Genomic DNA, 23,437 nt, shown 5'->3' with positions numbered 1-23,437 from the left:
CGGCGTGCGGGCGTCAGCCGATGAGCCGCGGGGTCGAGGGGCGGCGCGGATCCGCCGGCTTGCGCAGATCGTGGGGTTCGTGGTGCGTCCGGGTCTTGCGGTTCCAGTGGGACGGGGTCCGCCCGATGCGCGGATCGTCGATCGCATGGCCGCCGATGACGCAGTGCCCCGCCAACTGGTCGAGACAGCGGGCGCGCTGGAAGTGCTGGACACGCTCGGGCAGCCGCGCAGCGATTGGCGGCGCCTCCTGGAGGAACTCCGGGTCGTCCGCGGCCCGGTACCTTCCGGCCACCTCCATGGCCGGTTCGGCGGTCCGGTGCGCCTCGTCGGGTATCAGGACGAGCCGCGTCCGCGATGTGGTGTCCGTGATGGTCACCGTGGCTCCTTGTCGGCCGAGTGACGGTCCGTGGCCGGCGCGTCCGGCACCGCGCGCTGACGGCGAGGAGGGAGACGCCGGGCCCGAGCGACTGCTGCCCGGACCGGAATCAAGGGGTCGGTCCCGGGCGAGCAGTCCGCTGTGGGTGGAGGTCGACGCGCGCACTCCCGGGCCGGCCGGACGGCCGAGGTGCGCGGCGGTCATGCGGAAGGGGTAGGGGCCGTGCCGCGTGTCGGGTCGTCGTCGGAGGCCGGCGCCTCGACCTTGTCGTTGGGGTCGTCGGCCCGCAGCCCCGGCAGACAGAAGACGGTCACGACCATGAGGCCCACACCGGCGATGATCAGCGAGGCGCGGGGCTCCAGCGCGGTGGCGACGAACCCGCCGACGGCGTAGGCGAGGGCGCTGCCCGCGAAGGCGGCGGACGAGAGCGCTCCGCCGACGCGTCCCAACATCTCGGCGGGCACGCCCTTTTGCAGCAGCGTCTCCTCGCCGATCATCGCGACGCTGTTGCCCACGCCCATCAGGGCCTGGGTCGCCACGGCCACGGCGAGGATCGGTGCGATACCGGTGAGGGCGATGCCCAGTCCCGCGACGAGCCATCCGCCGGCCAGCAGGGTGACGGCGGAGATCTTCGTCGTCGACCGGGTCAGCCAGAGCGAGGCGATGACCATCGCCGCACCCGAGCCGGTGCCGAGCAGACCGAAGCCGAACGAGCCGGAGTCGAGCACGTCACGGGCGAGGAAGACCAGGACGACGTTGTCCAGGGAGGCGAACATGATGCCGAAGAGCAGCAGCAGGAAGATGGAGCGGGCCATCCGGTGCCGCCAGGTGAAGGCGATGCCGGCGCCGATCCCCGCGAGGAATCCGGGGCCGTCGTCCGTGCCGGAGCCGAGCGGCTGCATCCGGGGCATGCCGATCAGCAGCAGGGCGCCGACGAAGAACGTCACCGCGTTGACCAGCAGCGCGCCGCGGGGCTCGATGAGCGCGGCGATCGTGCCGCCGAGGACCGGGCCGAGCGCCGCCTGGAGGTTGAACGCCGTGCCCATCCAGGCGTTGGCGGGCACGAGTTGCTCCGAGTCGACCAGGCGCGGCATGACCGTGCGTCCGGCGGCGTTGAAGACCGTGGACAGCGACGACGCGAGGGCGACGAGGGGAACCAGGAGCGCCGTGTTGGACGGCACCAGGGCGATGGCGATGAAGACGACGCCCTGGCCGATCTCCGCGAGCAGAAGCAGGCGCTTGACCTCGAACCGGTCGGGCAGCGCGCCGGCCACCGGCCCGAAGAATCTCGGCACCGCCTGAGCCAGCAGGAGCGCCGCGACTCCGGTGGCGCTCGCCCCGCTGCCGGTGATGAGCAGCAACAGGGCGACGGTGGCGACGCCGTCCCCCACCAGGGAAACCGATCTGGCGGACCAGTACCGCCGGAATGCCGGATTCGCACGGAATAGCTGGAACGAACTCACACAGTTCCTTATTTCCCAGGGGGGAGTGTGAGAAGGCGTGGCCGTTGCCGCTGACCCGGCGCTTCGTTACATCCCCCGAAAATGTTTTGGCACGAGCCTCGACCGGTAAGTCGGCCGTCAGAAGCGTCCACAACCTAACCACTGTCGTTCTCGCCCCTCAATCGAATTGCTTGTGACCCGGGTCACATTGACGCTGTGTGAGTGCCGTGCTTCGCTCCCTAACGCACCGTCAACTATGCGCTGTTACGGGGGGATTGGCAGCCGGACAAGTGCTGCGGAAATGCGCCTTCCGGGTGATTCGCCGCCGATTGCGGTTCCGGCAATTCACTTTGCTCCCCTCTAGAAATCTCGACCTCCATCCTGCTGTTATTCCGCCGGGTGTACAGGATCCCAGGGGGCGGCCTCTCCAGCCGTTCTGGTTTTTGAGGGGGAAATCATTGTTTGAACAAGCGGCTGTCCGAGTGCACTGGCTGACCGCGCTCCGCGGAATGAGCCGCGAGGCGCTGATCCCCACCGGGGGGCCGACGGTGCCGGCCCCCGCGGAGACCGAGCTCCCACCGGCCCGGGCCGCGGTGCTGCGCCGCCTCGCCGGTGACGATCCGACGGGCCTGCACCTGCTGCTCGTCGCCGCCGCCCGCCTCTCGCTGGGCCGCTTCGGCGCCGCCGGGGACCTCGCGGTCCTGTGCCCACTGCCCGGAGCGACACCCGGGGAAGTGGTGCTCCGCACGGCGCTGGAACCCGACCTCAAGATCAGCGACTTCCTGTCGGCCCTGTACGCGGACCTCGCCGAAGCGTCCGCGCTGCCCTGGCAGGACCGCGAGGCGCTGACCGCCCGGCTCGACGCGGTGGGCGAGGCCGACGGTGCCGCCCTCGGCCAACTCGCCGTCGCGTGGGGTGATTCGCGGCTCATCGCCCCGGTGGACCTGCTGGTGCGGGGCGGGTTGACGGACGGCGGCGGAATCCGGCTGAGCGTGAGCGGCCCCGCGGGCCGCGTCCCGGCCGCCGCCGCCGACCTGCCCCGCTGCCTCGCCGCCACCCTCGACGCCATCGCCGCCGACCCGCACCGCACCGCGGGCGAGACGGACCCGCTGAGCCCCGCGCACCGGGCGGAGCTGGAGCAGTGGAGCGGTCTGCCGCTGCCCGGGTCCTTCGCCCGGCGCACGCTGCCGGGCCTCGTCGGCGCCGCGGCGGAGCGCCACCCCGGGCGGACCGCCGTGGTGGAACCCGGTCTCGCCTGGACCCACGCCGACCTCGCCGCCCGCTCCCTGCGCGCGGCCGAACACCTCGTGGAGCACCACGGCGTACGGCCCGGCGACCGCGTGGCGGTCGCCCTGCCCCGCGGCGCCGACCTCATCCTGGCCGTCCTTGCCGTGCTCAGGGCGGGCGCCGCCTACGTCCCCGTCGACCCGCGCCACCCGGCCGCACGGGTCCGGCGGCTGCTCGACGGCAGCGCGGCCCGCCTGGTCATCGGCGAGGCGACCGCCGCGGACGACCGGCTGCCCGTGCTCCCGGCAACCGAACTGCGCACCGCCTCCGAGGCGTTGACGAATACCCCCGCAGAGGAACCGAGCCCCGAGCCGCGAGGGGGCCCCGAGCCGCGGCCGCTTCCCGAACCGCAACCGAGGCCCGAGCTGCGGCGGAGCCCTGAACCGCAACCGAGGCCCGAGCCGCGACGGGGCCCCGAGCTGCGGCGGAGCCCCGAGCCGCAACCGAGCCCCGAACCGCGACCGAGCCCCGAGCCGCGACGGAGCCCCGAACCACGGCCACTGACTGAACCACGGCGGCTTCCCGAGCCGCGGCCGCACGACGACGCGGTCGTCTTCTTCACCTCGGGCTCGACCGGACTGCCCAAACCCGTGGTCCTGCGGCACGACCAGATCGCCCACCACGTGGTCGCGTCGGCCGGGCTGCTCGGCGTCGACGAGAACCTGCGCTGCGCCCTGCTGTCGGCCATCTCCTCCGACGCCACCACCTTCCAGATCTTCCTCGCCCTCGGTGCGGGCGGCACGCTCGTCGCCGTCGGCGCCCCGGACGAGCTGGACCCGATGACCTTCTGGGCCCGGCTGCGCGAGCACGGCGTCACGATGGTGAACTGTGTGCCGAGCCTGCTCTCCAGCATGATCGAGGCGCTCCCGCCGGACGCCGGGATCGAGCTGCCCCACCTCCTCCTCGGCGGCGACGCCATCCCCCGCGGCCTGCTCGCCCGCACCCGGGGCCGCCTGGACATCGGCACCTTCGCCAACCTGTACGGCCCGAGCGAGACCACCATCGCCTGTACGACGTTCACCTGCACCGGAGAGGAGGCGGCGGCGCTCACCGCCGTCCCCATCGGCCGCCCCACCCCCGGCTACGCGGTCCTGCTGCTCACCCCCGACGGCGGCCTCGCCCCGGCCGGGGTGCCGGGGGAGATGTACGTGGCCGGACCGGCGGTCGCGGCGGGGGGATACCTCGGGGCGCCCGAGGCCACCGCCGCACGGTTCGTCGACTGCCCCCTGCCCGGCGTCGGCCGGGCGTTCCGCACCGGTGACCTCGCGCGCTGGAACACGGACGGGACACTCGACTTCCTCGGCCGGACGGACGACCAGATCCAGCTCCACGGCAACCGGGTCGAGCCCGGCGAGGTGGAGCAGGCCCTGATCGCCCTGGACGGCGTCCGCGAGGCGGTCGTCATGCCCCTGCCCGTCGGCTCGGGCGTGGTCCTCGGCGGCTGGTACACCGCGGACCGCGCCGTCGCGCCGGAGTCCGTCCGTACCGCACTGGCCGGGCAACTGCCCGCGCACATGGTGCCCGCGCACCTCCTCCAGCTGGACGGACTCCCACGCACCCGGCACGGCAAGATCGACCGGTCGGCCCTGACCGCGGGCGCCGAAGCGGAACCCGACACGCTCTGGACGCCCGCGGACAAGGCCGAGCACGCGGTGGCCGACGCCTGGGAGACCGTGTTCGGCCGCCCGCCGCGCTCGGCGGACGAGGACTTCTTCGCGGCGGGCGGACACAGCCTCACCGCCGCCCAACTGGTCGGTGTGCTGTGCGCGGGCCCGGCCGCCAGGGACCTGCCGGTGCGTGAGGTCTTCAGCGCCCGTACGCCCGGCGCCCTCGCCCGGGCGCTGCGTGCCGCGGCGGCCGACAGCGCCCCGGCGGCACCCGCCGCCGCTCCCGCGCCCGCCGCCGACGGGACCCTGCGCCGGCCCGCCTCCCACGCCCAGGCCCGCATCTGGCTCCTGGACTCCCTCGACGAGGGGACGATCCGTACGTACAACATGGTCGAGGCCTACCAGCCGGCCCGGCCGCTTGACCCCACCGCGCTCGAAGCCGCCCTCCAGTACGTCGTGGACCGTCACGAGGCGTTGCGCACGGTCTTCGAGATGTCCGGCGAGCACGGCTCCAGCGAACTCCTCCAGGTCGTCCGCCCGGCGATGCGCGTGCGGCCCCGCTTCCAGCGGGTCGCTCCCGAAGCGTTCGACGACGCCCTGGCCGAGGCCCGCGCGCAGGAGGCCCGCCGGCGCTTCGACCTGGCCGCCGGGCCGCTCATCCGGGTGCGCTGCCTCACCACCAGGGGCCGCCCGCCGGTGCTGCTCCTCAACGTCCACCACGCGGTCAACGACGGCTGGTCCTACGGAGTCCTCGTACGGGACCTGCTCGCCGCGGCCCGCGCCTTCGAGCGGGGCACGGCGCCGCGGCTTCCCCCGACGTCCGGCTACCTGGCGCACTCGGCCCGCCTCGACGCCCGCCTGGCCGGGCCGCGGGGCGAGGAGCACGCCGCGTACTGGCGCAGGACACTGGCGGACCTGCCGCCCGCTCCGCCCCTCCCCGGTGACCTGGTCCCGGGGCCGGAGCGCGCCAACGCGGGCGGCTTCGTCCGGGTCACGCTGGCGGAGCGGGTGAGCCGCGGGGTCCAGGACCTTGCGGTGCGGTGCGGGGCCACGCCGTTCATGGTCTGCACGGCCGCCGTACGGGTGCTCCTGCACCGCCTCACCGGCGCTACCGACCTCGCGCTCGGCACCGTCTCCGCCGGTCGCACGACGCTCGGACTCGCCCATGAGGCGGGCCTGTTCGCCAACACGGTCGTCCTGCGCACCCCGTACGACCCGGCCGCGGGCTTCCCCCGCCTCGTCGAGGACTGCGTACGGACCGCCCTGGACGCCCAGGAGCACGAGGAGTACCCCTTCGACCGGCTGGTGCGCGACCTCGGCGTGCCGCGACGGCAGGGCCGCAACCCGCTCTTCGACGTGCTGGTGGAGACCGTCATCTCCGGCACCGTCGAGGCGGCGGGGGCGGACGGGATGGACGGGGCGGACGGGGAGACCGTGCGTCATCTGCGTACGGAGGAGCAGGTGTCCGACTTCGACCTCGCGTTCAGTTTCCTGATCCCGCCGGCGGGCTCCGCCGGGGACACCGAGGTGTGGGTGGGCCACCGCGGTGACCTGTTCACCCGCGACGCCGCGGCGCGGCTCGGCGAGCAGTTGCATGCCCTGCTGAGTGAGCTCGTCGTGATTCGCGGGTGAGTCGGCGCACGGCCACGCGCAGGAATTCCGTGTGATGCACGTCGCATTACAACAGGGTTGACCAGGCCTTCAGTTGGGGAGTTCCGTACGGTCGAATCCGGCACCGCAAAAAACCGGCAATCATCGGAGTAGGTGGTCTTGCCTTGTGGTAGACATGGATCTTGTATTGAGGTGGAGGGACGCGCTTACCCCTCCGGGGGCGCCGATCTGCAAATGCGCGGTCCCGCTTTCTTGCTGTCCGGTCCGGTCCGTGTTCACGAGCGGGCGAAATGCCGCGAACTGACGCGATCGTGATCGATTTCGACTACGTGGGGGATACGTGTCGGCCGAGCAGAAAATATATCCGAATTCATCCGTGATCGCGCAGCCGTTGCTTCACCGCCGGCACACCTGGCCATATCTTCTGGCGCCGAATATCCGCCGTGCCCCGACGCGTTACGGCGGCCCGTTCCTGAATCCCAATTCACCGGATACGAGTACGAGGCGGATGCCGAACCGGTGCGACGAGCGGCGCTGCTCGGCGAGCTGACCGCCCGTCGCGGAGTGATCGCCGAGCTCCTGTACCGCCGGGCCGAGCGGAGCCTGCCCGCGGTCTGAACGGCGCCCCACCGACCGCCGTCGCCCCAAGCGCCGCAGGCCCGCGCGAACCGCGAGCCCGTGGCACCACCGCCGACCTCCCGCCGCACACCGACGGCGGGCCCCAGCCCGGCAGACCGGCAACCGCACCGACGAGGTGGCTGACACCATGACCCCACAGGAATCCGCGCGACCGGCGAACCCCTGGCTGATGCGCGCGGAAGACCGCTCGAACACCCGACTCGTGCTCTACTGCCTGCCGCACGCCGGCGGCGGCGCCTCCGCCTACCGGGACTGGGCGCACGGCCTGCCCGACTGGATCGAGGTGGTCGCGGTTCAGTTGCCCGGGCGCGAGAACCGCATCCGCGAGCGGCCCGGCATCGACCTCGACGCGGTGGCGGACGCCGTCTCGGCCGACCACCGGGGCCTGCCCTACGCCCTGTTCGGCCACAGCAACGGTGCGCTGCTCGCCCACGAACTGGCGCACCGGCTCGGCGGTACGGGACCGGGCCCCGTGCACCTCGCGGTCTCGGGCTCGCCGCCCCCGGCGCTGGCCGCCCCGAGCCGGGCCGTGTCGCACTGCGACGACGCGGAGCTGCTCGCATGGATGGTCGAACAGGGCGGCATGCCCGAAGCGTTGCTGGCCCACCCGGAACTGCTGGAGCTCGCGCTGCCCGCCGTGCGCTCCGACCTCGCCTGGCTGGAGGCCTACCGGCCCACTCCCCGGCCACCGCTCGACTGCTCCATCACGGCGTCCGCCGGTGAGGCGGACCCCCGGGTCTCCGCCGGCGTACTCCTCGGCTGGTCCAAGGAGACGGCGGCCGACTTCACCACCCGCCGCTACCCCGGCGGCCACTTCTATCTGCACGACGCGCTCCCCCTCCTCCTCGGCGACCTGGCCGAGCATCTGTCCGGCCTCCGGTTGTGAAGGGTCCTCAGTTGCGCAACGAACAGCAGACCGGCGACGACGATCCCCTGGATATCTACTGGCAGGAGGCCCTGGCGGGCCTCACCGCGGTGGAACTGCCGCTCGACCGGCACCCGGGCCCCGACCGCGACGACGCCACCGCCGTCGTACGGGCCACCCTGGACGAAGAGACCGGCGAACGCCTGCACGCCATCGGCACGGAGCTCGACGCGCCGCCGCTCGTCGTGACGGCCGCCGCCGTGCGAGTGCTGCTCGCCCGGCTCGGCGGGGACGGGGACGTGCCGCTCGGCGTGATGGCCGACGCACCCGCCCCGCCCCTCGTGGTGCGCGGCGCGGTCGACGGCCGGCGCACCTTCACCGAGCTGGTGCGCGCGGAGGCGGCCGCGTTCGCCGCCGCCGTCCGGCACGCCGACACCCTCGCCCCGGCACTCGACGCGCTGGGCCGGGCCAGGGGCGCCGGACGCCACCCCGTCCTCGACGTCGTCGTACGGCAGGAACCACCCGGGACCGACGAGGCCCCGGTGGGCGAACTGGCCCTCACCCTGGGCGGACCAGGGCCGGACGGGCTCCCGGAGCTCTCGGCGGCCTACCGCACCGATGCGCTGGGGGAGCGGACGGCCCTGCGGATGCTCGACCACCTCGGCTTCCTGCTGCGGCGCCTGACGGCGGACCGCGACGCCCCCGTGGCGCGATCCTGGTCCCTGCCGCCCGCACAGCGCGCGGAGCTGCTCGCGCTCGGCTCCGGCGGCGCGGCCGGCACCCCGGCCGCCCACAACCTGCTCGAACTGGTCGAGGCCCAGGTGGCCCTGCGGCCTGACGCACCCGCCGTACGCTGCGGAGAGCTGACCCTCACGTACGCCGAACTCGACGAGCGCGCCCAGGCGTTGGCGTGCCGGCTGGCCGCCGCCGGACCGGTCGGTCCTGACCTCGTGGTGGCCTTCGCCTGCGCCCGCTCCGAACTGATGGTGGTGACCCTCCTCGCCATCCTGAAGACCGGGTCCGCCTTCCTGCCCCTGGACCCCGAACAGCCCGCGCACCGGCTGGCGAGCCTGGTCCGGGGCAGCGGCGCCGTCTCGGTCGTGACGGACGGTACGCCGGCCGCGGCGTTCACCGAGACCGGCGTCCCGGTGGTCGACGCGCGCCACGCCCCGGCCGACGGTACGCCGCAGGCGCCGGCCTTCCCCTCCGCCGGCCGCGACGACCTCGCCTACGTCGTCTACACCTCCGGCTCCACCGGCACCCCCAAGGGCGTCATGGTGGAACACCGCGGCATCCTCAACACCGTTCAGTTCAGGATCGGTTACTACGGCCTCGGTCCCGAGTCCCGCGTGCTGCAAGTGGACCCGATCCACGCCGACGCGGGCATATCCGACGTCTTCACGGCGCTGGCGTCCGGCACCCCGCTCGTCGTCATCACCCGGGAGCAACTGCTCGACCCCGACGAGGTCGCTCTGGTCATCCGGCGGGAGGGCATCACCCACGCCCAGATGGTGCCGAGCCTCTACCAACTGCTCCTGGACTACGCGGGGTCGGCGCTGGCGTCGGTGCGGCAGGTCGTACTCGGCGGAGAGCGGATCACCGAGGCGCTCGCCGACCGGCACGCCCAACTGCTGCCGGACTGCGCCCTCTTCAACGAATACGGCCCCAGCGAGGACAGCGTCCTGTCGACCCTGCACCGGCTCGCCCCGGGGGAGGAGGAGATCCCCATCGGGCGGCCGCTGCCGGACCGGTGGGTCGACATCCTCGACGAGGACGGCCGCCTCGTGCCCTTCGGCACCCCCGGCGAACTCTGCGTCGGCGGCGTGGGCCTGGCGCGCGGCTACCTCGGCGCCCCGGACCTCACCCGGCGGCGCTTCGTCCCGCATCCCGAACGCGACGGCGCCCGCATGTACCGGACCGGCGACCTCGCGCGCCTGCTGCCCGACGGCACGTTCCTCTACCTGGGCCGCATCGACGACCAGGTCAAGATCCGGGGCAACCGGGTCGAGCCGGGCGAGATCGCCGCCGTGCTGGAACGCGCCCCCGGAGTGCGCGCCGGCGCCGTGATCGCGGCTCCCGGCACGGGCGGCGAACCACGGCTCGTGGCCTACGTGGTGGGCGACGCCGACCACACCGGCCTGCGCGCCTTCCTCGCCGCACGGCTGCCCGCCTTCATGGTGCCGGAGGCCTTCGTCACGGTGGACGCGCTGCCGCTCTCCCCGAGCGGCAAGCTGGACCGGCAGGCGCTGCCGCCCGTGCCCGGGGCCGCGGGGCCGCACACGACGGCACCGAACGCGGACAGCACCTGGACCGCGGCCGAGCAGCGCGTGGCCAAGCTCTGGTCCAAGCTCCTGGGACGCCCGGTCACCGACCTCGACGCCGACCTGTTCGCCCTCGGCGGGCACAGCCTGGTCGCCGCCCGGATGGCCCAGGAACTCGGCGTCGGCGTGAGCACCGTGTTCACCGGGCCGACCGTCCGCGCCCTGGCCCGCGCCGTCGCCGACGCCCCCGCGGCGCCCGCTCCACGGACGGCGGACCCGGCCGGGTCGGCGGAGGACGGAAGCCACGCGGGAACGGAGGACCGGAAGCACGCGGGAACGGACAAGCGCCGCGCGGCGGCGGGCCCGCTGTCCCGTGCGCAGCACCGGGTCTGGCTCACCTCACGGCGGGCCACGGCCGACGCCTTCATCATCTCCGACCTGGTCCGCACCGGGCGGACCATCGACGAGGCCGCGCTGCGCACCGCCCTGTCCGCTGTCGTGGCCCGGCAGTCCATGCTGCGCGCCTGCGTCCGCGCCGAAGGGCGGTCGGCCGAACTGGTCGTGGTGGACCGGCTGCCCGACGGCCCGCCGCTGACCGTCGTCGCGCTGCCCGACGCGGACCCCCACGGCCCTGAGGTGGCGGACGCGCTGCGCGAGGCCCGGCAGGTCTCGTTCGACCTGCGGCGGCCCCCGCTCCTGGACGTCCGGCTGCTCAGGGGCCCGCGCGGCGGCGACCTGCTGACTGTCACCGCCCACCACCTGGTGTACGACGGGGCCAGCGTCGAGGTACTGCTCACCGACCTGTTCACGGCCTACGACCGCGTGCTCGCCGGGGAACCCGCGGGCCTGCCGGAGCTGGAGTACGACTACCGGGACTGGATCGCGGAGGAGCGCGCCTGGCTCGACAGCGCCGAGGCCCGCGAGCAGGAGGACTTCTGGCGCGAGCGGCTCCTTGACGTACAGCAGTCCCCGGACCTGGTCGACGCGGCCCGCCGCGGCCCGCGCCGGGGCCGCGTCGGCGCCGCCTCCCGCCACGTGCCCGTCACCGTCCTGGACGGCGCCGGAGGCACCCCGTTCGCCGTGGTCGTCACCGCGTTCACCGCGCTCGTCCACCGCGCCACCGGCAGCCGCGACATGGTCCTCGGGTTTCCCGCGAGCCTGCGCCGGCACGCCGACGCCGACCCGCTGATCGGCTACCTCGCCAACGCCGTCCCGCTGCGCCTGCGGTTCGGCCCTGAAGCGGATCTGGCGGACCTCCTCGAACACGTCCAGGACCAGGTCTTCGAGGCGTACGAGCACTCGCGGCTGCCCTTCGACGTGCTCGCCGAGCGGATTCCGCTGCCCAGCGGGCCGGGCCGCAGCCTGCTCCTTGATCTCGGGGTCAGCTGGGAGAACGCGAGCATGCGCGAGGAGACCTACCTCGTCGAGGACGTGCTGCCCGACCAACTGCCCGCCAGCAGCGACCTGTGGCTGTACGCGAGCCGCCGCGGTGACCACCTGCGTCTGGACCTCACCTACGACGACCGTCTGGTGACGGCCGACGAGGCCGAGGAGTTCGCCGACCGGCTCGTGAGCTTGGTGGGCGAGGTGACGACGAACCCGGCGGCACCCGTCTCCACCGCCACGAGGACCGCCGAGTCCGCCAAGCCGATCGAGACCCCTGAACCATCCGCCGGGGAGCCGGACTGGGGCGTGACGCACTACGACTTCTGAGACCCCCGCCCGCCCAGCCGCACCGTCTCCTCGGTGCAGTCGAGTCAGAAACTCTGGAGCAGTGGAACACAACCCTTCCCTCCCCGGCCCGTCGGCGTCCGGGGCGACATTGACCGGGCTGTTCCGGGAGACCGTTCTGCGGCACGGCGAGCGGCCGGCTGTCAGGGACGACCGGACCGAGCTGAGCTACCGGGACCTCGACCGGGCCTCCGACGCGCTGGCGGCACGGCTTCGTGCCGCCGGTGTCACGCACGGCGACCGCGTCGTCTACCACCTGGAGCGCGGCGTCCAGGTGTTCGTCGCCCTGCTCGCCGTACTCAAGGCGGGCGCCGCCTACGTGCCCGTCGACGCCCGCTACCCCGACGCGCGCCGGGACCTGATGATCGCCCGGAGCCGGCCGGCGCTCGTCCTCACCGACGCGCCCGACCCGGAGCGCGTCGCGGGTCCCGGCGTGCGGGTCCTCGCTCTCGACGGCTCCCCGGCCCTCCCGGCGGACGCGGCCCCGGCCGCCCCGGCCGTACAGGAGAGCGATGCCGCGGCCCTGCTCTTCACCTCGGGCTCGTCCGGCACCCCGAAGGCCGTGGTCCTGACGCACGGCAACCTGCGCCGGTTCGCCGACAACAAGGCGCTTCCCCGGCTCGGGCCCGACGACCGCGTCGGCCATGTGTCGAGCCTCTCCTTCGACGCCTTCCACTACGAAACCTGGTGCGCCCTGGCGGGCGGCGCCGAGATCGTGGTCCTGCCGACCATGCCGGACCTCGTCGGCCGGGACATCCAGCGCGAACTCCGCCGGCACGGGATCACCGCCATGCTCGTGCCGACGATGGCCGTCAACCACGTGGTCCGCGAGGACAGGGACGCGTTCTCCCCCTTGCGCGTCCTGTGCACGGGCGGCGACGTCATCCTGCCGCGGACGTGCCGTGACCTGCTGGCCGGATCGTTCTCCGGACGGCTGTTCAACCTCTACGGCCCCACGGAGGCGACCACCGCCTGTGTGGCGCACGAGATACGGGAGGTCGCGCCGGACGCGGACTCCGTCCCGATCGGCAGGCCGCTCGACGGAGTCACCGTCCGCGTCCTTGACGCCGACGGCACCGAGGCGGCGCCGGGCGAACCGGGCGAGCTGTACGTGGCGGGCCCCGGCGTCGCCGCCGGCTACCTCGACCAGCCCGAGCTCACCGCCGAGCGCTTCCCCGCCGACCCGTTCGCCGCCGACGGCAGCCGGATGTACGCCACCGGAGACCTGGTACGCGCCGACGCCGACGGCCGCCTGCACTACCTGGGCCGCACCGACGACCAGGTCAAGATCCGCGGCTACCGGGTCGAACCCCGCGAGGTCGAGCGGACCCTGGCCCGGCACGGCGACGTGCGCGAGGCGGCCGTCCTCACGGCGGGCGAGGGGGAGGACCGCCACCTGGTGGGGCTCGTCGTCGCCGACGGCGCCGTCTCGCTCACCGACCTGCGCACGTACGCCGAGACGTCGCTGCCCGACTTCATGGTGCCCAGCGCGCTGATCCGCGTCCCGGAGATCCCCGCCACCGCGCACGGCAAACGCGACCTGGACCGGCTCCGCACCGTCGTCGAGGAACACCAGCGCCGCGACGCCGGATACGTGACCCCGCGCGACGAGGAGGAGCGCTATCTCGCGGGCATCTGGCAGGACCTCCTGGCCGTCGAACGGGTCGGCGCCGCCGACGACTTCTTCGAACTGGGCGGCAACTCCCTGCTGTCCTTCCGGCTCCTGCGCCGCGTCGCCAAGGAGCTGGGGGTGACGCTCAGTTCCCGGGAGGTGCTGACCACCAGCCGCCTGGAGACCCTGGCCGCCCTCATCCGTGACCGGAAAGAACTGGTGCGCACATGACCCGGCCCGTCATAGACCTGACCGATCCGGACCGTTTCATGCGGCGGGAACACCACGAGACGCTCGCCTGGCTGCGCGAGAACGACCCCGTGCACTGGCACGCGACCGGTCCGGACGGCGGCTTCTGGGCGCTGACCGGGTACGACGAGGTCTCACAGGTGTACCTCGACCACACCGGCTTCAGCTCGGAGAGCGGTCCGATGCTCGGAGGGTCGTTCCGCAGCGAGAAGGACCCCTCGGCCGGGCTCATGATGGTCGCCACCGACCTGCCCCGGCACCGGATGATCCGCCGGCAACTGCACTGGGCGTTCAGCCAGGACATGATCCGCAAGGTCGCGGAGCAGGTCACCACGCTGGTGGAGGCGGCCCTCGACCGCGCTCTCGCCGAAGGCGGCTGCGACTTCTCCACCGACGTGGCGACCGAACTCCCCGCGGGCGCCGTGATGGCCATGACCGGCGTCTCGCACAAGGACGCGCACGAACTCATCGCCCTCACGCGCCGCATGATCGGCTTCCGCGACCCGCACTTCGCCGACCCGACGGAGGACGAGCGCCTGGTCCTCGCCATGACGCAGGCCGACATCTTCGAGTTCTTCGCCGAGATCGTCCGGGACCGCCGCAAGAACCCCGGCCCCGATCTCATCAGCCGGCTGCTCGGGGCGGAGATGAACGGCCGCGCCTGGACCGAGGACGAGATCCTCTACAACTGCATGAACATCGCGGTCGGCGGCAACGAAACCTCGTCGTACACGGCCTGCTCCGGCCTGGAGGCGCTCATCGGCCATCCCGAACAGTACGACCGACTCCGTGTCCAACCGCGCCTGTTGGACAGCGCCGTCAATGAGATCCTTCGATGGAGCTCCACCAATCTGTACGTCCGCCGCGGCGCGCTGCGGGACGTGGAGGTCGGCGGCAGGACCATCCGCGGCGGCGACGTCGTCACCCTGTGGAACGTCTCGGCGAACCGCGACGCCAAGCAGTTCACCGACCCCGGCACCTTCGATCTCGCCCGTACGCCGAACCGTCACCTGTCCTACGGGACGGGCCTGCACCGCTGCATCGGGGCGATGCTCGCGCAGACCGAGCTGTCCATCCTCTTCCGCAAGGTCGCCGACCTGCCGGCGACCGCCGCCCTGGCCGGGCCGGTCCAGCGGCTCAGATCCAACTTCATCAACGGAACCACCAGCCTGCCGATCAGCTTCCACGGCCGGAACTGAAGGGACCGACGCGTATGACCAACGCGTTCCTGCGACTGGGAGACCCCGACGCCCCAGCACGGCTGCTCGCCTTCCACCACGCCGGTGGCTCCGCCACCGCCTATCTGCCCTTCGTCCAGAGCCTGCGGCCCGGACACGAGGCGCTTCTCTTCGAGCTTCCCGGCCGTGACGAGGGCGAGGCCGCCCTCAGACCCAAGGACTTCGAGGACGCGGTGGACCGCCTCACCCCCGACTTCCGGGCCGCCCTCGACCGGCCGTGCGTGGTCTTCGCCCACAGTATGGGCGCCCTGCTCGCCCACCGGCTGGTCGGCGCGCTGCCCGCCGGGCAGCGCGCGCTGGTGCGCACCGTCGTGGTGTCGGCCGCCCGTTCGCCGCAGTCCGCGGCGGGCCTCGCGACCATGCCCGAGGCCCCGTTCGTCACCCGTACCCGCGACTCGGTCCTCGCCGACCTGCGCCGGTTCGGCGGCTGCCCGCCCGAACTGTTCGAGGACGCCGAACTCGTCGAGCACTTCGTCGACGTACTCGGACACGACCTCCACCTGGCCGACACCTACACCAGAGGCGCGGGCGATCACGGCGGCGTGCCCTACGAGGTCTGGTACGGCACCGAGGACGGGACGCTGGCCCCCGAGGACCTGGACGGCTGGGCGGAGTGCGGTCCGGACGGCGTCACGACGCGAGCCTTCCCCGGCAGCCACTTCTACCTCTTCGAGCACTCCGGGGCCGCGTCGGCTCTTCAGGAACTGATGGACAGGGCGGCCGAGTCCGCGTACTCCCCAGCACCAGCGACCGGAGGAGAACTGTGAGCCCGGATCTGACCATCACCCACCTCGTGGGCGCCACCGCGGTCATCCTGGTGGTCGCCAACGGAGCGGGCATGCTGGCGCGCAAGCTCGGCCAGCCCTCCATCGTCGGCCAGTTGATCGCGGGCATCGCCCTCGGCCCGAGCCTGCTCGGCCAGCTGCCGCCCGGAGTGACGAAGACGCTCTTCCCGGCGGAGATCACTCCGATGCTGACGGGACTGAGTCAGGTCGCCCTGGTGCTGTTCCTGTACTTCGTCGGCTACGAACTGGACCTGCGGCTGCTGCGCGGCCGCTCCCGGGCCACCCTGACCATCGCCGTTGCGGCCCTCGCGGTCCCGATGGTGATGGGCGCGGGCGCCGCCGTGCTCTTCCACGGAACCCTCGAAAAGCTCGGGCTGCCCCACGAGATGACGGCGAGCTCCATCCTCTTCCTGGCCGTGGCGCTGTCGATCACCGCCGTGCCGGTGCTGATCGTCGTGGTCCGCGAGAACGGTCTCGCGGGCACGGTGCCCGGGGTGATCGCCGTCTCGGCCGCCGGAGTGATCGACGTCGTGGGCTGGATGATCCTGATCGCCACGCTCATGGGCAGCGACGACGAGTCCGGCATGTCCGTCCCGCTGCGGATCGTGCTGCTCCTGGTGGCCGTGGCCGTGATGGCCTGGCCGGTGCGTCTGCTGCTGCGCCGCGTGATGAGGTCCCCCGGCGTGTCCACCCAGGGGCGGCTCGCCGTGCTGGTCGGATTCGCCTTCGCTGCCGCGTGGGTGACGAGCGCCCTCGGGCTGCACGTCATCTTCGGCGCGCTGCTGGCCGGAGTCGTCACGCCGCGGGAGCCGGACGGCACGCTCGACCCCGACCTCGTGCGCTGCCTCGACGGGATCGGTTCGCTCCTCCTGCCCTTCTTCTTCGTGGTGTCGGGCCGCAGCGTCTCCGTCGGGGCGCTGGACGGAACGGCGGTCGCCGTCCTCATCGGTGTCACTGTGCTCGCGGTGGTGGCCAAGGTGGGGTCCGGCGCGCTGGCGGCCCGCGCCTGCCGCCTCGACAGCCGTACCTCGCTGACCATCGGGGTGCTGCTCAGCACCCGTGGCCTCACCGAGCTGATCGCCCTCAACGCGGGCTTCGAGGCCGGTCTGTTGAGCGGCCCGCTGTACACCGTGCTGGTGCTGATGGCGATCGCCACCACCCTGCTCACCCAGCCGCTCCTGGTCCTGACGCGCCGGATCGGCAAGGGGGACGCCGGCGATCCGGCGCCGGCCGGCCTGCTGGAGAAACACGCGGCGAAGGGAAGTTGACGTCCCTCCTGAGCAGCAGGGCCGTACCCACGCCGCTGCCCCGGCCCGGAGCCGCGACTCGGGGGAGCCGTCGCCCGTGGCCGGGGCAGCCGTGGCGGGGGTTCAGAGGCGCGGCCCCGGACAGCGGACGGCGGCCGACATCCGGAGGCCCGCGGCCGTCAGGGCCACGATCACCAGGGCGGCCAGCGCGGCGACCACCGCGGAGAGCACGGGGAGCGGTGTCGGTACGCCCTCGGGCCGCAGCACCTGGGCGAGCGGGCCGGAGACGAGCCGGTCGTCGACCAGGTGCGCGACGGCCAGCGCACCGGCCACCAGGGTGCCGGCCACGGCCGCGTACAGCGAGCGGCTCAGACAGAGCGCGACGCCGGCCACGGCGCAGACGATGAAGACACCGATCGCCGCGGAGAGGCCGGAGGCGGGCCCCCGCGACCAGTCCATCGGGAGATGCGCCACCGCGCAGAGCAGCAACAGCACGCCGGCCGCGCGGCGCATCCACACCAGGGGCGTGGTGCCGTTCCGCCTCTTCTGCGGGTAGAGGACCCCCGCGGCCATGCCGGGCGCGGGGCGTGCGGGCTCCGGGGGCGGGGCCACGGGCGCGGGGGGAGGGGCCGCCACGGACGGCGTCGGCGCGGGAGCGTGCTCGCCCAGGCTGCCGATGAGCTGCATCAGGTCCTCGACGGACCTGCTCGTGGCGGCGGCGTGCACCGCTTCGGCACTGCTGCGCGGGTCGTGCGGGGGACGCGAGAGCAGCTGGACGAGGCGGGTCACCTCCGGGATGGGCCGCTCCTGCGCGGCGTGCCGGATGGCCTCGTCCATGCGGTCGGCGGTGTGCTCCGGCGGGCCGAGCAGCTCCACCAGCCGGCTGACGTCGTCCACGGAGCGGGCGACGGCGGCGAGCCGGAGGACCGTCGCGGCGGTCGGCGCGCCCTCAGGTGTCTGCTCCAGGCGGGTGACCAGGTCGGCGACGTCGTCCAGGGGCCGCGACGCCACGGCGAAACGTATGAGCTCGTCCACCGCGTCGCCGTCGGCATCGGGGGCCGCCTCGACCGGCGGTACGGCGGGCGCCTCCGGGGGACGGGCGGGTACCGCAGGCTCCTGGGTGATGCCGATGTCGATGTCGGGGGTGTGGTGCGGCGCGTGGTCCGGCGGGGCGCCGGCCGTGCCGAACTCCGTCACCTGCGGCCACGGTGCGGGCCGGACAGGCGGCGGAGGCGGGGCGCCGAGCTGCGCGGTGCCCCGGTGGACCGGCGTCGAGACCAGGGGCTCACCGGTCCCCGAAGTCTCCGGCGCGGCAGGGAAAGACTCAGCGGCCATCTTCGCGACTCCATTTCAGCGGGGCGTCCTCGCCCCGCGTATCAGCGTCATCCCGTTGTATGCACGCTTCCTGCGCCTCGCCACTGGAGGAGGCGCCCGGGGGTACGTACCGCGCCGCTTCGGGGAACACGTGTGGGTGCGCAGCGACGACCGCCCCGACCCGAGGAGCCCGACGTGTCATCCACCGCCGATGTGGCAGCGGCCATGGAGCCCGTGTACGCCCGTATCAGGCAGGAGGTCGGCGCCAGGGCCGACCGGCTCTGGGACGTGAGCCTCGCGCTGCACCGCGATCCGGAGACGGCCTACGAGGAGCACGGGGCGGCAGGACTCCTCGCCGCTGAACTCGAACGGGAGGGCTTCGAGGTGGAGCGCGGCCCCGCCGGGCTGCCCACCGCCTTCGTCGCCCGCACAGGCACAGGCACAGGCACAGGCGCGGGCCCAGGCACAGGCACAGGGCCGGCTTTGGGCCAAGCCCCCCGCGTGGCCCTGCTGATGGAGTACGACGCCCTGCCGCTGCTCGGCCACGCGTGCGGGCACAATCTCATCGCCTCGGCCGGTCTCGGTGCGGCACTGGCCGCGCGGGCCGCGCTCGGCGAGATCGACGGGACCCTGCTGGCCGTCGGCACGCCCGCGGAGGAGAGCGGCGGCGGCAAGGTGGCCGAGGTGGCGGCGGGGCTGTTCGACGGGGTCGACGCGGCGCTGATGTTCCATCCGGGGGTCCACGACTGGGCGTGGGCACCGCTGACGGCCAGCGCGCAGCTCAGGGTGGGATTCCACGGGAGGGCCGCCCACCCCACCGGTAGTCCCACGGAGGGCATCGACGCGCTCGGCGCGCTGATCCAGCTCTTCAACACGCTCGGCGTACTGGACAGGCGGCTGCCCCCGGGCTCCCACGTCCAGGGCATCGTGACGGACGGCGGCCGGGCCACGAACATCGTCCCCGAGTACGCGGAGGGGCTCTTCGGGCTGCGCGGGGGTACGAGCACCGCGCTGGCTGAGCTGGTGGAGGAGGTGCGTTCGTGCGCGCGGGGCGTGGCCCTGGCGACCCGTACGAAGGCGGAGGTGACCGACGTGGGCGGCAGGTACGAGCACTTCCGTGACAACGACGTGCTCTCCGGGACGTTCGCGCGCCACCTGGAGCGGGCCGGCATCGCCTTGTCGCAGCCCACGCCGGGCGTCCATCTGGGCTCGTCGGACATCGGCGACGTCAGCACCCGGGTGCCCGCGATTCACCCGTTCGTCGCCATCATGGGCTCCGAGGGTTCCGACCACACACCCGAGTTCGCCCGGGCGGCGGCCGGTCCGCGCGGCCGTGCGGTGATGCTGGCGGCGGCGGAGGCGCTCGCGTGCACCGCCGCGGACGTGCTGCTCCGTACCGACGTGAGGGAGCGGGCCTGGGCCGCCTTCCGGGAGAAGGCGGCCCGGGGGATGTGAGGAGCCGTGCCCGGCGTCAGTCCTCCACCGACACCCGCACCGTCTTGACCTCGGTGTCGGCCGCGTCCGGCACGACCATCCCGGCGTCCACGCCCTCGCGCAGATACCGCAGGACCTCGTGGTTGAGCTTCTCGCCGGGGAGCGCGGCCGGGATGCCGGGCGGGTAGGGCGTGAGCATCTCGGCGGTGACGCGGCCGGCGGCCTTCTCCCACGGCACCTGCTCGACGCGCCCGAAGAAGGCGTCGCGCGGCAGCATGACCTGCTCCAGGCGGAGGGTGGCCGGGGCGGGGACGTCCACCTGGGGCGCGGGCCGCAGTTCACCGGCGTGGTCCGCGACGTCGCGGAGCGCGTTGATCAGTTTCTCCGTGCTGTCGGCGTCGTCCGCGTGGGTGAGCTGGGCGCTGGCGCGCCGGTGGTCGGACAGGTGCAGGTTGATGTGGTGGTGCTCGCGGATCCAGTCGGCGATCCGGTAGCCCGTGGTGCCCAGAGCGGTGACGTCCACGATGATCTGGAGCGGGTCGAGGTCGTGCGCGCGGCCGGGCCCGCAGAAGTCCTCGCGGCCGTGGACGTGCATGCCCGCGATGTCGCCGAGCCGGGCCCGCACGGTCCCGGCCAGGGCGAGGGCGTCGTCGTACAGCGAGCGGCCGTGCTCCACCATCTGGCGGCGCCAGCCGTCGAGCGCCGCGTACATGAGCACGGAGGGGCTGGTCGTGCCCAGGAGGTCCTCGCGGTTCTTGAGGACCTCGGGCTGGATCAGGTCGCCCTGGAGGTGGAAGACCGAGCCCTGTTCGAGTCCGGAGCCCATCTTGTGCACGGAGGTGACGCACACGTCCGCGCCGGCGTCCATGGCCCAGGTCGGCAGGTCGGGGTGGAACGGCAGATGGGCGCCCCACGCCTCGTCGACGATGAGCGGCACGCCGTGCTCGTGGCAGGTCTCGGCGATGGCGGAGAGGTCGGAGCACGTGCCGTACGGCGTCGGCGTGGTGACCAGGGCGCCACGGGCGTCGGGGTGTTCGGCCAGGGCGGCGCGGAAGGCGTCGGCGGACGGCGGGTGGGCGAGATGGCGCTCGGCGTCCCACTGGGGGTCCACCCAGATCGGCACGATGCCCGCGAGGACGAGGCCCGAGACCACGGACTTGTGCGCGTCACGCCCCACGACCAGTTTCTCGTGCGGTCCCGCCACGGACAGCATGGCGGCCTTGACCGACAGGGAGCTGCCGCAGGTCGAGAAGAAGGTGTGCTCGGCGCCCACGGCGTCGGCCATCAGCTCCTGGGCCCGGCTGAGCACGCCCTTGGAGGAGGTGCGGTCGTCCAGGCCGCTGGTGGCGAGGACGTCGGAGCGGAACACGGCGTCCCCGAGGACCGCGCGCACGCGGGGGTCGGTGCCGCGCCCCTGCTTGTGGCCGGGTGGGGTGAACGGGGTCTGTCCTTCCGTGTGGTACGCGGCCAGCGCGTCGAGCACGGGTGCCTGTGAGTGGTCCATGGCACACCGGGTTCCCCGGATAATCGGGGCAAAAACCCCGCTTTCCCGAACGGCAGACCGGCTGAAAATGTCCGATTAATCACTTTGTTCCGTGGGTACCCGGAACGCATGATCACGATTGGGGTCGAGGAAGAGTACTTCCTGCTCGATCCGGAAACCTTCCTGCCGGTACCACTCGCGGACCAGGTGCGGGCGGCGGCCGGACTGGGGCCCATCGCCGAGGACGGCGAGGTCCAGTCCGAGCTGCTCCAGGCTCAGGTGGAGGTGGCCACGCCCATCTGCACCGACCTGGACGAGGTCGGCGGCCATCTGCTGAGGCTGCGGCACGCGCTCGGCACGGCCGCCGAGAAGAACGGCTGCCGCATCGCCGCCAGCGGGGTCGCGCCGTACCGGGCGGAGGCGCCCGTACCGGTGACCCGGAACGCCCGTTACCTGGCCCTGCGCACCCACGCCCCGCAGCTCGTGGCCGAACATCTCGTCAACGGCATGCATGTGCACGCGGCCGTGCCGGACAAGGAGACCGGCGTCGCCGTCCTGAGCCGAGTCCGGACCTGGCTGCCGGTCCTGGTCGCCATGTCCGCGAACTCACCCGTCTGGGACGGCAAGGACACCGGCTGGGCGAGCTGGCGCACGGTGATGTTCGGCCGCTGGGCCGTCAGCGGCCCGCCACCCCACTTCACCTCGCTCGCCGACCACGACAACCGCATCAAGTCACTCATGGACACCGGCATCATCACCGACACCGGCCAGCTCTACTGGCAGGCCCGCCTCTCCGAGCGGTACCCCACGATCGAGGTGCGCTGCGCCGACGTGCAGCTCCGCGCCGACGCGGCGGTCATGTTCGCCGGGCTCGTCCGGGCGCTCGTCGCCACCGCCCTGCGCGAGCAGCGGGCCGGCGCCCCCTTCCCGGAGTGCCCGCACGAACTGCTCCAGGCCATGAACTGGCACGCCGCGCGGCACGGCCTGAGCGGTCAGCTCGTCGACCCGAGCGGCCGGGCGCGCAAGGCGGGCGACGTGCTGTGCATGCTGCTCGACCACCTCACCCCGGCCCTCGACGAGGCGGGGGACACCCGGGAGGTGACCTCACTGGTGCACCGGCTGCTCCAGGAGGGCACCCCCGCCGACCGCCAGCGCCGCGCCCTCGCCGAGGGCGGTCTGCCGGGACTCACCGAGCTGATCACCGGCGAGACGGTCGCCACCTGACCCCGGGCGCCCGGGCGGATTCCCCCGCGTCATCTCCCGCGCCACCTCGCGGGCGGTCCTGGCGAAGGCCTCGACCGGCCCTGTGCCCTGCCCGGTCCGCCACACCAGGCCGTAGCTGACCGGTTCCGCGTCGGTGAAGGGGACGTAGGCGACACCGGGGCGCGCGTAGTACGTCGCCGTGTGCGCGGGGGCGAGCAGCGCGCCCCTGCCGCCCGTGACCAGCATCAGGGCTTCCTGCATGTTGGTCACGCCGGGACCGCGGGCGATCGGCCGGCCGGCCGGTGTGCGGGTGGGGACGTGGTGCTCCAGCCAGTAGTCCGGCAGCTCGCCGTCGAGGGTGAGCAGGGTGACGTCGGCCAGGTCCTCCAGGGACACCGACCGCCGCGCGGAGAGCGGGTGCGCCGAGCCGATCACGAGGACCCGCTCCTCGGCGAGCATCACCGGCCCGCCGCCCAGATCGTCCTCGCGTACGGGGAGTTCCTGGAGCTGGACGTCGAAGTCCCCCTTGCGCAGACTGCCGTACGGATCGGTGAGCGGCACCTCGCAGATCTCCACGGCGAGCCCGGGATGGCTGACCCGCAACGCCTCCGTCGCCTTCATGACGATCTCGCCGGTCAGCGGGTTGGCGAAGCCGACGTGCAGCACCGTGTCGATCCCGCGCGCGGTGGCGGCGGCCCGTGTGAGCGCGTCCGCGATGCCGCGGTGGTGCGGTGCGAGGTCCGCGCGCAGCTGCCGGCCGAGTGAGGTGAGGGCGACCCGGCGGCTGGTGCGGATGAACAGCGGGGCGCCGACCCGGCGTTCGAGCCGCTGCACCAGCTGGCTCACCCGGGCCCGGGAGAGCCGCATCTTCTCGGCGGTACGACCGAAGTGCAACTCCTCCGCGAGCAGGAGAAAGCACTCCAGTTCGTCGCGTTCCATCGAGGTCCCCCAGGTAGAGCGGATCGGTAAGCCTGACTGAACGAACGTTGCGATCATCGCCGTTGTTCCGCCCGGTCACTCTGGCCGAAGGTGAAGGAGCCGCCGGAAGGCGGC

14 protein-coding genes are annotated in these 23,437 nt (G+C 73.2%); 9 read left to right on the top strand and 5 right to left on the bottom strand.

From position 1 onward, the window contains the following. Positions 1-13: 13 nt before the first annotated feature. Positions 14-376, bottom strand: a complete 363-nt coding sequence (locus ACZ6JY_RS25345) for a hypothetical protein (protein WP_469199123.1) — start codon at positions 374-376, stop codon at positions 14-16. A 200-nt stretch (positions 377-576) separates the two neighbouring features. After that, positions 577-1,839 (bottom strand): MFS transporter, encoded by a 1,263-nt coding sequence (locus tag ACZ6JY_RS25340; protein ID WP_469199121.1) that lies wholly within the window; start codon positions 1,837-1,839, stop codon positions 577-579. 461 nt (positions 1,840-2,300) lie between these two features. On the opposite strand from ACZ6JY_RS25340, the gene ACZ6JY_RS25335 reads away from it, so the two are divergent. The 7 genes from ACZ6JY_RS25335 (at position 2,301) to ACZ6JY_RS25305 (ending at position 16,971) form a co-directional block, all read left to right on the top strand. Next, positions 2,301-6,344, top strand: coding sequence for an AMP-binding protein (locus tag ACZ6JY_RS25335; protein ID WP_469199119.1), 4,044 nt, complete (start codon positions 2,301-2,303; stop codon positions 6,342-6,344). Positions 6,345-7,089: 745 nt separating this feature from the next. Next, positions 7,090-7,848 (top strand): thioesterase II family protein, encoded by a 759-nt coding sequence (locus ACZ6JY_RS25330; protein ID WP_469199117.1) that lies wholly within the window; start codon positions 7,090-7,092, stop codon positions 7,846-7,848. Between the two features lie 11 nt (positions 7,849-7,859). Next, positions 7,860-11,801, top strand: coding sequence for a non-ribosomal peptide synthetase (locus ACZ6JY_RS25325; RefSeq protein ID WP_469199115.1), 3,942 nt, complete (start codon positions 7,860-7,862; stop codon positions 11,799-11,801). A 61-nt stretch (positions 11,802-11,862) separates the two neighbouring features. Beyond that, the gene (locus tag ACZ6JY_RS25320) at positions 11,863-13,662 is read left to right on the top strand and encodes a non-ribosomal peptide synthetase (protein WP_469199113.1); all 1,800 of its coding nucleotides are present in this window, start codon (positions 11,863-11,865) and stop codon (positions 13,660-13,662) included. After that, positions 13,659-14,879: a cytochrome P450 gene (locus ACZ6JY_RS25315; protein ID WP_469199111.1), complete on the top strand. Its 1,221-nt coding sequence runs from the start codon at positions 13,659-13,661 to the stop codon at positions 14,877-14,879. Before ACZ6JY_RS25320 ends, ACZ6JY_RS25315 begins: the two co-directional genes overlap by 4 nt. 14 nt (positions 14,880-14,893) lie before the next feature. Continuing rightward, complete coding sequence (locus ACZ6JY_RS25310; RefSeq protein WP_469199109.1) at positions 14,894-15,685, top strand: thioesterase II family protein; 792 nt, start codon at positions 14,894-14,896, stop codon at positions 15,683-15,685. Then, positions 15,682-16,971: a cation:proton antiporter gene (locus tag ACZ6JY_RS25305; protein WP_469199107.1), complete on the top strand. Its 1,290-nt coding sequence runs from the start codon at positions 15,682-15,684 to the stop codon at positions 16,969-16,971. Before ACZ6JY_RS25310 ends, ACZ6JY_RS25305 begins: the two co-directional genes overlap by 4 nt. Before the next feature lie 102 nt (positions 16,972-17,073). Here ACZ6JY_RS25305 and ACZ6JY_RS25300 read toward each other — a convergent pair whose 3' ends face one another. Then, positions 17,074-18,285, bottom strand: a complete 1,212-nt coding sequence (locus tag ACZ6JY_RS25300) for a hypothetical protein (RefSeq protein WP_469199106.1) — start codon at positions 18,283-18,285, stop codon at positions 17,074-17,076. 204 nt (positions 18,286-18,489) lie between these two features. On the opposite strand from ACZ6JY_RS25300, the gene ACZ6JY_RS25295 reads away from it, so the two are divergent. After that, positions 18,490-19,719 (top strand): amidohydrolase, encoded by a 1,230-nt coding sequence (locus ACZ6JY_RS25295; RefSeq protein ID WP_469199423.1) that lies wholly within the window; start codon positions 18,490-18,492, stop codon positions 19,717-19,719. Positions 19,720-19,735: 16 nt separating this feature from the next. Here ACZ6JY_RS25295 and ACZ6JY_RS25290 read toward each other — a convergent pair whose 3' ends face one another. After that, positions 19,736-21,202, bottom strand: a complete 1,467-nt coding sequence (locus ACZ6JY_RS25290; RefSeq protein ID WP_469199105.1) for an aminotransferase class I/II-fold pyridoxal phosphate-dependent enzyme — start codon at positions 21,200-21,202, stop codon at positions 19,736-19,738. A gap of 108 nt (positions 21,203-21,310) precedes the next feature. Between ACZ6JY_RS25290 and ACZ6JY_RS25285 the strand changes: the two genes are divergently transcribed. Continuing rightward, entirely contained in the window at positions 21,311-22,405 is a 1,095-nt protein-coding gene (locus ACZ6JY_RS25285; protein WP_469199103.1) for a carboxylate-amine ligase, read from the top strand. Here ACZ6JY_RS25285 and ACZ6JY_RS25280 read toward each other — a convergent pair. After that, positions 22,286-23,323 carry a LysR family transcriptional regulator gene (locus ACZ6JY_RS25280; RefSeq protein WP_469199101.1) on the bottom strand — a complete coding sequence of 346 codons (1,038 nt, stop codon included), beginning with the start codon at positions 23,321-23,323 and terminating at the stop codon, positions 22,286-22,288. The two genes, ACZ6JY_RS25285 and ACZ6JY_RS25280, sit on opposite strands and share 120 nt — an antisense overlap. Positions 23,324-23,437 lie beyond the last annotated feature (114 nt).

The sequence above is a fragment of the Streptomyces sp. NPDC046335 genome, assembly GCF_055587985.1.
The sequence above is the reverse complement of the archived record's forward strand: the minus strand, read 5'-3'. Positions and strand labels throughout refer to the sequence as shown.

Bases quoted from the DNA above. Each gene is read 5' to 3' on its own strand.
- ACZ6JY_RS25330 (WP_469199117.1), top strand. From the start codon at position 7,090: ATGACCCCACAGGAATCCGCGCGACCGGCGAACCCCTGGCTGATGCGC.
- ACZ6JY_RS25315 (WP_469199111.1), top strand. From the start codon at position 13,659: ATGACCCGGCCCGTCATAGACCTGACCGATCCGGACCGTTTCATGCGG.
- ACZ6JY_RS25310 (WP_469199109.1), top strand. From the start codon at position 14,894: ATGACCAACGCGTTCCTGCGACTGGGAGACCCCGACGCCCCAGCACGG.
- ACZ6JY_RS25300 (WP_469199106.1), bottom strand. From the start codon at position 18,285: ATGGCCGCTGAGTCTTTCCCTGCCGCGCCGGAGACTTCGGGGACCGGT.
- ACZ6JY_RS25295 (WP_469199423.1), top strand. From the start codon at position 18,490: ATGGAGCCCGTGTACGCCCGTATCAGGCAGGAGGTCGGCGCCAGGGCC.
- ACZ6JY_RS25290 (WP_469199105.1), bottom strand. From the start codon at position 21,202: ATGGACCACTCACAGGCACCCGTGCTCGACGCGCTGGCCGCGTACCAC.
- ACZ6JY_RS25285 (WP_469199103.1), top strand. From the start codon at position 21,311: ATGATCACGATTGGGGTCGAGGAAGAGTACTTCCTGCTCGATCCGGAA.
- ACZ6JY_RS25280 (WP_469199101.1), bottom strand. From the start codon at position 23,323: ATGGAACGCGACGAACTGGAGTGCTTTCTCCTGCTCGCGGAGGAGTTG.